General features: G+C 58.8%; 10 protein-coding genes and 4 tRNA genes. All 14 read right to left on the bottom strand.

The annotated features are described in order from the left end of the window. Positions 1-16: 16 nt before the first annotated feature. Positions 17-4,123: a DNA-directed RNA polymerase subunit beta gene (rpoB, locus tag ACE3UG_RS21155; RefSeq protein ID WP_374627618.1), complete on the bottom strand. Its 4,107-nt coding sequence runs from the start codon at positions 4,121-4,123 to the stop codon at positions 17-19. Between the two features lie 543 nt (positions 4,124-4,666). Next, positions 4,667-5,044, bottom strand: a complete 378-nt coding sequence (gene rplL, locus ACE3UG_RS21160) for a 50S ribosomal protein L7/L12 (protein WP_374627620.1) — start codon at positions 5,042-5,044, stop codon at positions 4,667-4,669. 60 nt (positions 5,045-5,104) lie between these two features. Beyond that, a complete protein-coding gene (gene rplJ / locus ACE3UG_RS21165; RefSeq protein ID WP_374627622.1) occupies positions 5,105-5,602 on the bottom strand; it encodes a 50S ribosomal protein L10 in 498 nt (165 codons plus the stop codon). Positions 5,603-5,940: 338 nt separating this feature from the next. After that, the gene (gene rplA / locus ACE3UG_RS21170) at positions 5,941-6,636 is read right to left on the bottom strand and encodes a 50S ribosomal protein L1 (protein ID WP_374627624.1); all 696 of its coding nucleotides are present in this window, start codon (positions 6,634-6,636) and stop codon (positions 5,941-5,943) included. Continuing rightward, positions 6,636-7,067, bottom strand: a complete 432-nt coding sequence (gene rplK, locus ACE3UG_RS21175; RefSeq protein WP_010804164.1) for a 50S ribosomal protein L11 — start codon at positions 7,065-7,067, stop codon at positions 6,636-6,638. The genes rplA and rplK overlap by 1 nt, the downstream gene beginning before the upstream one ends. A 143-nt stretch (positions 7,068-7,210) precedes the next feature. Then, entirely contained in the window at positions 7,211-7,768 is a 558-nt protein-coding gene (nusG, locus tag ACE3UG_RS21180; protein WP_374627626.1) for a transcription termination/antitermination protein NusG, read from the bottom strand. Position 7,769: 1 nt separating this feature from the next. Beyond that, complete coding sequence (secE, locus tag ACE3UG_RS21185; protein ID WP_374627628.1) at positions 7,770-8,150, bottom strand: preprotein translocase subunit SecE; 381 nt, start codon at positions 8,148-8,150, stop codon at positions 7,770-7,772. A gap of 22 nt (positions 8,151-8,172) precedes the next feature. Continuing rightward, positions 8,173-8,248 (bottom strand) — tRNA-Trp (locus ACE3UG_RS21190). A 64-nt stretch (positions 8,249-8,312) separates the two neighbouring features. Next, positions 8,313-9,503, bottom strand: a complete 1,191-nt coding sequence (gene tuf / locus ACE3UG_RS21195; protein ID WP_374627630.1) for an elongation factor Tu — start codon at positions 9,501-9,503, stop codon at positions 8,313-8,315. Between the two features lie 72 nt (positions 9,504-9,575). Further along, positions 9,576-9,650 (bottom strand) — tRNA-Thr (locus tag ACE3UG_RS21200). A 34-nt stretch (positions 9,651-9,684) separates the two neighbouring features. Then, positions 9,685-9,758: transfer RNA gene (locus ACE3UG_RS21205), tRNA-Gly, on the bottom strand. 73 nt (positions 9,759-9,831) lie between these two features. Further along, positions 9,832-9,917: transfer RNA gene (locus ACE3UG_RS21210), tRNA-Tyr, on the bottom strand. A gap of 154 nt (positions 9,918-10,071) precedes the next feature. Further along, entirely contained in the window at positions 10,072-10,935 is an 864-nt protein-coding gene (locus ACE3UG_RS21215) for a glycosyltransferase family 25 protein (RefSeq protein ID WP_374627632.1), read from the bottom strand. Between the two features lie 325 nt (positions 10,936-11,260). Beyond that, positions 11,261-11,547 (bottom strand): hypothetical protein (locus ACE3UG_RS21220; protein ID WP_374627634.1); only part of this gene is annotated, 287 nt, incomplete at its 5' end.

Raw genomic sequence — 11,547 nt, forward strand, 5'->3', positions numbered from 1 at the left:
TGTTGCCTGAACGCGATTAACCGCGCTCCAGGTCGATATCGATACCGAGCGAACGGATTTCCTTGACCAGCACGTTGAACGACTCCGGCATGCCGGCATCGATCACGTGATCGCCCTTGACGAGGTTCTCGTACACCTTCGTACGACCCGTCACGTCATCCGACTTCACGGTCAGCATTTCCTGCAGCACATACGATGCGCCATAGGCTTCCAGTGCCCACACTTCCATTTCACCGAAGCGCTGACCACCGAACTGAGCCTTACCGCCCAACGGCTGTTGCGTCACCAGCGAGTACGGACCGGTCGAACGCGCGTGCATCTTGTCGTCGACCAAGTGATGCAGCTTGAGCATGTGCATGAAGCCGCACGTGACCGGACGCTCGAAGGCTTCGCCCGTACGACCGTCGAACAGCGTGACCTGGTTCTTCGACGGCGTCATGCCGAGTTCCTTCGCGATGTGATCCGGGAATGCCAGATCCAGCATGCGATGGATTTCCTCTTCATGCGCACCATCGAACACCGGCGTAGCGAACGGCACGCCGTTCTGCAGGTTGCGCGCCAGCGACATGATTTCGTCGTCCGACAGGCTGTCGATATCTTCTTGCTGACCGCTCTCGTTGTAGATCTTCGTCAGGAACTTGCGAACTTCCTGGACCTTGGTGTGCGCCTGCAGCATTTCGCCGATACGCCAGCCCAGACCCTTCGCTGCCCAGCCGAGGTGCGACTCGAGAATCTGACCCACGTTCATCCGCGACGGCACGCCGAGCGGGTTGAGCACGATGTCAGCCGGACGGCCATCGGCCATGTACGGCATATCCTCGATCGGCACGATCTTCGAGACCACGCCCTTGTTACCGTGACGGCCTGCCATCTTGTCGCCAGGCTGCAGACGACGCTTGACCGCCAGGTAGACCTTGACCATCTTCAGCACGCCCGGCGGCAGTTCGTCGCCTTGCGTGAGCTTCTTGCGCTTCTCTTCGAAAGCGAGGTCGAACTGGTGACGCTTCTGTTCGATCGATTCCTTGATCTGTTCGAGCTGCTGTGCACCTTCGTCGTCGGCCAGACGGATGTCGAACCAGTGGTAGCGATCCAGGTCGGCCAGATATTCCTTCGTGAGCTTGGTGCCCTTGGCGAGCTTCTTCGGACCGCCGTTGGCCGTCTTGCCCACCAGGAAGCGCTCCAGACGCTGGAATGCGTCGCCTTCCACGATACGCAGCTGGTCGTTCAGGTCCAGGCGATAGCCCTTCAGTTCATCGTCGATGATCTGCTGGGCGCGCTTGTCGCGCTGAATGCCTTCACGCGTGAACACCTGCACGTCGATGACCGTGCCGCTCATACCCGAGGGCACGCGCAGCGACGTATCCTTCACGTCCGATGCCTTCTCGCCGAAGATCGCGCGCAGCAGCTTTTCTTCCGGCGTGAGCTGGGTTTCGCCCTTCGGCGTGACCTTACCCACGAGTACGTCGCCCGCTTCGACTTCAGCGCCGATGTACACGATGCCCGACTCGTCCAGACGACCCAGTTGCACTTCCGCCAGGTTCGAGATGTCGCGCGTGATTTCCTCAGGTCCGAGCTTGGTGTCGCGAGCGACCACGTTCAGCTCTTCGATGTGGATCGACGTGTAACGGTCTTCCGCGACGACACGCTCCGAGATCAGGATCGAATCCTCGAAGTTGTAGCCGTTCCACGGCATGAACGCGATCAGCATGTTCTGACCCAGCGCCAGTTCGCCCAGATCGGTCGACGCGCCGTCGGCGATCACATCGCCGCGCGCCACCTTGTCGCCCACTTCCACGATCGGGCGCTGGTTGATGTTGGTGTTCTGGTTCGAACGCGTGTACTTGATCAGGTTGTAGATGTCCACGCCGACTTCACCGGCCACGGCTTCATCGTCGTTCACGCGAATCACCACACGGCCTGCGTCGACGTAATCGACCACGCCGCCGCGGAACGCCTGCACGGTCGTCCCCGAGTCAACGGCCACCGTGCGCTCGATACCCGTACCGACGACCGCCTTTTCCGGACGCAGGCAAGGCACCGCCTGGCGCTGCATGTTCGAACCCATCAACGCGCGGTTCGCGTCATCGTGCTCGAGGAACGGAATCAGCGAGGCAGCGACCGAGACGATCTGCGACGGTGCCACGTCCATGTACTGGATGCGGTCCGGCGTAACCATCAGCGTTTCGCCGGCTTCACGCGACGACACCAGCTCGTCGGTCAGTTCGCCGTTTTCGCCGATCGACGCGTTCGCCTGAGCGATCACGTAGCGACCTTCTTCAATGGCCGACAGGTAGTCGATCTGGTCGGTGACCTTGCCGTCTTCCACCTTGCGGTACGGCGTCTCGAGGAAGCCATACTCGTTCAGGCGGGCGTACAGTGCCAGCGAGTTGATCAGACCGATGTTCGGGCCTTCCGGCGTTTCGATCGGGCACACGCGACCGTAGTGGGTCGGGTGCACGTCACGCACTTCGAAGCCGGCACGCTCGCGGGTCAGACCGCCCGGGCCCAGTGCGGACACGCGACGCTTGTGCGTGATTTCCGACAGCGGGTTGGTCTGGTCCATGAACTGCGAGAGCTGCGACGAACCGAAGAACTCGCGAATGGCCGACGAGATCGGCTTGCTGTTGATCAGGTCGTGCGGCATCAGGTTTTCCGACTCGGCCTGACCCAGACGTTCCTTCACGGCGCGCTCGACACGCACGAGACCGGCGCGGAACTGGTTCTCGGCCAGTTCGCCCACGCAACGCACACGACGGTTGCCCAGGTGATCGATATCGTCGACTTCGCCGCGGCCGTTACGCAGATCCACAAGGATCTTGATGGTCGCAAGAATGTCGTCGTCTTCCAGCGTCATCGGACCGAGCACTTCGTCGCGGCCGACACGGCGGTTGAACTTCATACGACCCACCTTCGACAGGTCGTACGCTTCTTCGCTATAGAACAGGCGGTTGAACAGGGCCTCGACCGCATCTTCGGTCGGCGGCTCACCCGGGCGCATCATGCGATAGATCGCGATACGCGCGGCCGTCCGGTCGGCGGTCTCGTCGATACGCAGCGTGGCCGAAATGTACGAACCCTGATCCAGATCGTTCGTGAACAGCGTCTGGATGTCCGACACGTCCGACTCGCGCAGCTTGACCAGCACGCTTTCCGTGATTTCGTCGTTGGCGTTGGCGATCACTTCGCCGGTATCGCCGTCGATCACGTTCTTTGCGAGCACGCGGCCGAGCAGGTAGTCTTCCGGCACCGAGATGAACTTGGTGTTGGCGTTCTCCAGGTCGCGGATGTGCTTGGCGTTGACGCGCTTGTCCTTCTGGACAATCACCTTGCCTTCGCGATCCGTGATGTCGAAGCGCGCAACTTCACCGCGCAGACGCTCCGGCACGAACTCCATCTGTGCGCCTTCCGGCATCAGCTTGAAGTTGTCGAACACGAAGAAGTTCGCGAGAATCTGTTCCGGCGTCAGGCCGATCGCCTTGAGCAGGATCGTGACCGGCATCTTGCGACGGCGGTCGACGCGGAAGTACAGGATGTCCTTCGGATCGAATTCGAAGTCCAGCCACGAACCGCGGTAGGGGATGATACGCGCGGAGAAAAGCAGTTTGCCCGAGCTGTGCGTCTTGCCCTTGTCGTGCTCGAAGAACACGCCCGGCGAACGGTGCAACTGCGAGACGATGACACGTTCCGTACCATTGATGACAAAGGAACCCGTCGAGGTCATGAGCGGAATTTCGCCCATGTACACTTCCTGTTCCTTGACTTCCTTGACGACGGGCTTATTCGGCGATTCCCTGTCGAGAATCACCAGACGAACCTTGGCGCGCAGGGCCGAGCAAAAGGTCAGGCCGCGCTGTTGACATTCCTTGACATCGAACGCGGGCGTGCCGAGCAGGTAGCTGACAAACTCCAGGCGTGCGAACCCGTTGTGAGAAACGATCGGGAAAATGGAGGAGAAGGCTGCTTGCAGACCCTCCGGCTTCCGCTCCGATGCAAGCGCATCGGCTTGCAAGAACGATGTGTACGAGGCGAGCTGGGTGGCCAGCAAAAACGGCACCTTGTGCACGGTCGGACGCTTCGCAAAACTCTTGCGAATGCGTTTCTTCTCGGTGAAGGAATAGTGCATTACGATCTCCGAATCACTACGCTGGCGACGACGGCAGGCATCGTCAACGGGTGTTCATCGACTGAGACCAGACGTCCGCCACGGCGGGCTTGCCGTGGAGCAACGAGCTTGGTGGTTGGCCGCTACCAACCGCTGGCTGACGGCGACGGATGCCTGTGTTGCCCGTCGCCCGACCAAACTTGCCTTCTGCAGTCGCTTCAGAAGACAAAGAGAAAACCGCCACGGGGATGCCCCGGCGCGATTTTTTCTTTGGCCTCTTGGGTACTTCTTCAGTACGTCTTCAGTACTTCTTGGGTGCTTCTTCAGTGCTTCGTCGATATTGCTCTCGTCTTTTCGGGCCCTTTTTCTCGCCGGCCATCGAGCGTCCGTTTGAAACGGCTTGCATGACCTCCGTTTCAGCGAAATCGGTTTGCTTTCAAGAACTTGACGTCGCTTCGCACCGACTTTCGAATTTCGCGCACGGGCTTCGGGATTTGCCACTCCAGAAAGCACAAAAAGGCTGACGACGTTTCGTCGCCAGCCTTCCCTACGCGCAGAGCCGAATTACTTGATTTCGACCTTGGCGCCGGCGTCTTCCAGCTTCTTCTTGGCTTCGTCAGCAGCAGCCTTGTCCACGCCTTCCTTGACAGCCTTCGGAGCGCCATCGACCAGATCCTTGGCTTCCTTCAGGCCCAGGCCGGTGATTTCGCGGACGGCCTTAATCACGCCGACCTTGTTCGCACCGACTTCTGCCAGGACGACGTTGAATTCGGTTTGCTCTTCAACAGCAGCAGCACCGCCGCCAGCACCTGCCGGGCCTGCCACTGCCAGGGCAGCAGCCGACACGCCGAACTTTTCTTCGAACGCCTTGACCAGGTCGTTCAGTTCCATAACCGACATCGCGCCAACGGCGTCGATGATGTCTTCTTTCGAGATTGCCATTTGTAAAACTCCTAGATTGTGTTCGGACCGAAGTCAGCGATCGTGTAACCGGGACGAGAATTAAGCAGCTTCCGCTTGCTTCTTCTCGGCCACGGCAGCCAGGACGCGAGCAAAGCCGGAAACCGGCGCTTGCATGACACCCAGCAACTTCGCGAGCAGTTCGTCGCGGCTCGGGATCGAGGCCAGCGCTTGCACGCCCGCCTTGTCCATCACCTTGCCGTCGTACGAGCCGGCCTTCAAGATCAACTTGTCGTTGCCCTTCGAAAAGTCGTTCAAGACTTTCGCAGCGGCTACGGGATCCGTCGAGATACCGTAGATCAGAGGACCGGTCATCTGCTCAGCCAGGTCAGCAAACGCGGTGTTTTCCACCGCGCGGCGGGCCAGCGTGTTCTTCAGAACGCGCAGGTAAACGCCTTGCTGACGCGCATTGGCGCGAAGCTTCGTCAGATCGCCAACCGTGATTCCGCGATATTCAGCCACAACGATGGTCGAAGCGCTGGCGACTTGCGCCGACACCTCAGCCACGACGGCTTTCTTATCATCAAGATTAAGTGCCACGGTTAACCTCCAAAATTGACATCACCTCATGGTGATGCCGTTCCACTAACGGCTTACCGACATGTCTGGAGTTTCAACCCCCGCACCCGGTTGCCCGTGTGCGACGGTGTGACTACATAACTTGTTCGGGTTCGCCATCTGCGTTGGCTGGCGTATTAAGGGAGTGTCAGTGAATGCCCATTCCCGCCAACGGTCTTTGATAACCGGAAGCCGCCTCCGAAGAAGCCGCTTCCGCCCAAAGTCTTTTGCTACGGACTGTCGATCTCAAAGATCTCAGTCGTCGCAGGGGACGCCATCACCCTGCGATTGCGCTACATTCGCTACGCTCGCTCTTGCGCTCAGGCAGACAGGCTGGCCTGGTCCACACGCACGCCAACGCCCATCGTGCTCGACAGGGCGATCTTGCGCAGGTAGACACCCTTGCTCGAAGCCGGCTTCGACTTCGTGAGGGCTTCCAACAGTGCCGACAGATTCTTCTGCAGCGCTGCCGGTTCGAAAGAAGCACGGCCGATGGTGGCGTGGATGATACCGGCCTTGTCGACACGGAACTGCACCTGACCAGCCTTGGCGTTCTTCACTGCCGTAGCGACGTCCGGGGTGACCGTGCCAACCTTCGGGTTCGGCATCAGGCCGCGCGGGCCGAGGATCTGACCCAGCGTACCGACGATACGCATCGTGTCCGGCGACGCGATCACGATATCGAAGTCCATCTTGCCGGCCTTGATTTGCTCGGCCAAGTCTTCCATACCGACGATTTCGGCACCAGCGGCCTTGGCTTGCTCAGCCTTTTCGCCCTGGGCGAAAACGGCGACACGAACCGACTTACCGGTACCTGCCGGCAGAACGACCGAACCGCGAACCACTTGGTCCGACTTCTTCGCGTCGACGCCCAGTTGCACCGCGACGTCGATCGACTCGTCGAACTTGGCGCTTGCGCATTCCTTGACCAGGGCCAGAGCGTCGCCGACCGGGTACAGCTTGTTGCGATCGACCTTGGCGGCCAGTGCTTGTTGACGCTTCGAGATCTTAGCCATTACAGACCCTCCACCGTGATGCCCATCGAACGTGCGCTGCCAGCGATGGTGCGAACCGCGGCGTCCAGATCGGAGGCGGTAAGGTCAGGCATCTTGGTCTTCGCGATTTCTTCCGCTTGTGCGCGGGTGATCTTGCCCACCTTGTCGGTGTGCGGCTTGCTCGAACCCTTTTGCAGGTTGGCAGCCTTCTTGATCAGCACGGTTGCCGGCGGGGTCTTCAGTACGAACGTGAAGCTCTTGTCCGCGAATGCGGTGATCACCACCGGAATCGGCAGACCCGGTTCGAGGCTCTGCGTTTGCGCATTGAACGCCTTGCAGAACTCCATGATGTTCAGGCCGCGTTGACCCAGTGCCGGGCCCACGGGGGGCGACGGATTGGCTTTACCTGCAGGAATCTGCAGCTTGATAAAGCCGATGATTTTCTTTGCCATGGTTTACTCCGGAACGAATATGTGGCGCATATTCGGGGTTGAGTCATAGCGCGCTTTCACCAGAAAGAGGCTACTGACGCTCCTCGGCGACGGCTGTCACCAACGCAAAAACGCGCCGGACGTCGCGCCGGCGCATTTTATTCTTAGATTTTTTCGACTTGTCCGAACTCCAGTTCTACCGGAGTTGCCCGTCCGAAAATAGTGACGGAGACACGGAGGCGAGATTTTTCGTAGTTCACTTCTTCCACCGAGCCATTGAAGTCCGTGAACGGACCATCCTTGACTCGTACCAGCTCGCCCACCTCGAACAGCGTCTTGGGACGCGGCTTTTCCACCCCGTCCTTGATTTGCGACATAATCTTGTCGACTTCGGCCTGTCGAATCGGAATCGGACGATTGCCCGTACCGCCGACAAAACCGGTGACCTTGGCGGTGTTTTTCACCAAGTGCCACGTGTCGTCCGTCATTTCCATCTCACACAGCACATAGCCGGGGAAGAAACGACGTTCGGTGACCGACTTGTGGCCACCTTTGATTTCAACGACTTCTTCGGTCGGGACCAGAATCTCGCCGAAATAATCTTCCATGCCCGCACGCGTAATGCGTTCGCGTAGCGCCTTGGCTACGCTCTTTTCCATGCCGGAATACGCATGAACGACGTACCAGCGCTTCTTACTCGGTGCAGCCCCGGTATCAGACATATCACTTCCAGCCAAGAATCAAAGAGAACACCGCCCACTCGATCGTCTTGTCGCTGATCCAAAGATACAGCGCCATGACGATGACGAACGCGAAGACGATCGCAGTCGTTTGGGCGGCCTCTTTACGGGTCGGCCAAACGACCTTACCCACTTCCCGATACGCATCCTTGGCAAAAGCGAGAAAGCTTTTGCCGGTTTGCGATGCCAAGGCAACACCTGCGGCGATGGCCAGAACGACGACGATGGCAGCAACACGCACATACAGCGCCTGTTGCCCCAACGCGTAGAACGCCACGACACCAGCAATAACAAGCACTCCGGCTAGTGCCAGCAGCAGCTTGTCGCCAGTCGTACGTACAGTTTCTACGGGAGAATTCGCCATTTCCAGCTTGCAGACAGTTGTTTGGCAGGGGCAGAGGGAATCGAACCCCCAACCTTCGGTTTTGGAGACCGACGCTCTGCCAGTTGAGCTATACCCCTAAAACAGCAGTGGGGCCAGCTGCCAAAAGCTGACCCCGTAAGCGCGGACCGTTAAGGTACCGGCTTAAGCGAGAATCTTTGCAACGACGCCGGCACCGACGGTACGGCCACCTTCGCGGATTGCGAAGCGCAGACCTTCGGTCATGGCGATCGGCGCAATCAGCTTGACGGTGATCGACACGTTATCGCCCGGCATGACCATTTCCTTATCGGCCGGCAGGGAGATCGAACCCGTCACGTCCGTCGTACGGAAGTAGAACTGCGGACGGTAGTTGTTGAAGAACGGGGTGTGACGACCACCTTCATCCTTCGACAAAACGTACACTTCACCCGTGAATTCCGTGTGCGGCGTGATCGAACCCGGCTTGGCCAGAACCTGACCACGCTGAACATCTTCACGCTTCGTGCCGCGCAGCAGAATACCGACGTTGTCGCCTGCTTGACCTTGGTCGAGCAGTTTGCGGAACATTTCAACGCCCGTGCAGATCGTCTTGACCGTCGGCGTGATACCGACGATTTCGATTTCTTCGCCGACCTTGATCACGCCCGACTCAACGCGACCCGTCACGACCGTGCCACGACCCGAGATCGAGAACACGTCTTCCACCGGCATCAGGAACGCCTTTTCGATGGCGCGCTCCGGCGTCGGGATGTACGTGTCGAGGGCGTCAGCCAGGGCCATGATGGCCACTTCGCCGAGTTCGCCCTTGTTGCCTTCCAGCGCCAGCTTAGCCGAACCCTTGATGATCGGCACGTCGTCGCCCGGGAAGTCGTACTTCGACAGGAGTTCGCGAACTTCCATTTCGACCAGCTCGAGCAGCTCGGCGTCGTCGACCATGTCGCACTTGTTCAGGAACACGATGATGTACGGCACGCCAACCTGGCGCGCCAGCAGGATGTGCTCGCGCGTTTGCGGCATCGGGCCGTCGGCTGCCGAGCAAACCAGAATTGCGCCGTCCATCTGGGCAGCACCGGTAATCATGTTCTTGACGTAGTCGGCGTGGCCCGGGCAGTCAACGTGTGCGTAGTGGCGGTTCGCCGTTTCGTACTCGATGTGGGCGGTATTGATGGTAATACCGCGCGCCTTTTCTTCCGGCGCCGCATCGATGTCAGCGTAATTCTTGGCTTCGCCGCCGAACTTCGACGACAGAACCGTTGCGATAGCAGCCGTCAGGGTGGTCTTGCCATGATCGACGTGGCCGATGGTGCCAACGTTCACGTGCGGCTTGTTCCGCGTGAATTTTTCCTTTGCCATTTCCGACTCCTAACGGGGTTATCTTTTGCCGAGGTTGCTCGGCATGTTGATTGCCGCGCGTCACACTATCTTTGGTGCCCATGGGCAGGATCGAACTGCCGACCTCTCCCTTACCAAGGGAGTGCTCTACCACTGAGCCACATGGGCGAATCTTTTACTGCTACTGCGTCTGCGCGTCACCTGGAGCGGGTGAAGGGAATCGAACCCTCGTCATAAGCTTGGAAGGCTTCTGCTCTACCATTGAGCTACACCCGCTTGGATTCCGACTCTCGCCTCTTGCAACGAGCACCGGAGACACTAGGTTCCGGCGCTCATTACTTCCGCATTCTGGTGGAGGAGGTTGGATTCGAACCAACGTAGGCGTAAGCCAACAGATTTACAGTCTGCCCCCTTTAGCCACTCGGGCACCCCTCCGCAGAGAATTTGCAATTATGGAGATGTCCCCGTGCCTTGTCAACACCTTCCATGCGTTAAATACGCAGTTTCTGTGCCTGATGCTCTGCGGATTTTCACTATATTCGGCAAGCCTTTGATTTGCTTGGGTATGTGGGATTCGCCCAGGTCTCGGTCATTCCCAGCGGCGCGTCGGCGTTAACAACCTGCGGCGCCAGGCATCGACGTATCGGCTCAGGCTATCCCGCCCAGCGTGGAATTCGCGCCGGAGTTTCTGCGAGATGCTGCGCCTGGCCTTTTGGCGACCGACGATCGTGGTGCCCAGGTCATTCCCCCGATCGAGCACGATAGCCGGCGCCATGGAGATCATGCGGACGCCATGCTCCCAGTTACGATTGATCATGTCGTCGACGGGATGAATCATCCGTCTGCCATACCGCAAAAGCGTTAATGCCGCATCGCGACGGATGAGGTATGCGTGTGTACCGCCGGGTTGCTTGCGATGATCATTCAGCACCCCACCGCCTGGCAGCGCCGCGACCTGCCAACGCCCTGCGGAGCCGCAATCCTTTAGCCGCATGACGCCCCAGGGTGCCGGCACATCCATTGCGGCGGCCAGCCGCCGAGAGAAATCGGGTGTCAGCTCGATATCGTCCTCCAGGACGCACCAGATGTCGTCATTGGAGCGCGCCAGATCCTGCCAGATCCGATAATGACTGTCATAGCATCCAACTTCCCCAAGCGTCAGATGGTTTGCGTACATCTGCAGACGCGTGAGGGCGTCGTATTCGGGCGGGTACGCCTCAACGCGCTCCGCATCGAAGAATCGGAAGGGAACGCCAGCATTCGTCATCTGCGTCGCAATATGAGTGCGACGAACATCGCTATCCACCAGGGAGATGACAACCACCGGCGGGAGCTTTCGCTTCGGAAGAGGTATCTGGCTCATTTTTTCGTTAATACGCATCCACAGCAATAGCCGGATTGCGCTCGCATCGCCGACTGAAATAGGCAATGCGATAACGAAGAAAAACGTCAAATACTGATGCTCGACGTATCGTTTCCGGAAGCTTGTCACGCAGAATTAGTGATTAGCCGATTATGGTCGATCGGGTTCACAGCATCCACGATGACGGGAAAAGATGGGCAATTACTCACAAACCGTGAGATAACGATCGGCTCCCGAGCGATTTGAACAGATTGGAAAAATGCTCTTATTGCGATTCGACTTTAGATGCGTTCGATGGAATTGCGCAACGAAGCGAAACTTGTCGTTTGAACTCCGGGGAAAACGGGCATCGTTGCCGAGCCGGCAGACGCCTCGTCATGGCGAGCATTCTCGCCTTGATCGGTGCCCGGACGCATTAGAAGGCCTTGAAAAAGGAGTGGGTGCACGCCGGTGTGTCGAATCGCGCCATCGACCGCAGCGGCAAACCAGCAAAGCGCGATTCCAGCGATCGCAGCACGGCACGTTGCGAGCCGAATGGGGAATGGCGTATGAGGTGCCGTAAGAGGTGGTGTGGGCGCAGAAAAGCAAAAACCCCTTGCTGCGCGTTGCAGCAAGGGGTTTTTAGGGGAGCCTGACGATTACCTACTTTCACACGGGTATCCGCACTATCATCGGCGTGGAGTTGTTTCACGGTCCTGTTCG

It is taken from the genome of Pandoraea sp., assembly GCF_041919235.1.
In the GTDB taxonomy this organism is placed as follows: Bacteria; Pseudomonadota; Gammaproteobacteria; order Burkholderiales; family Burkholderiaceae; genus Pandoraea.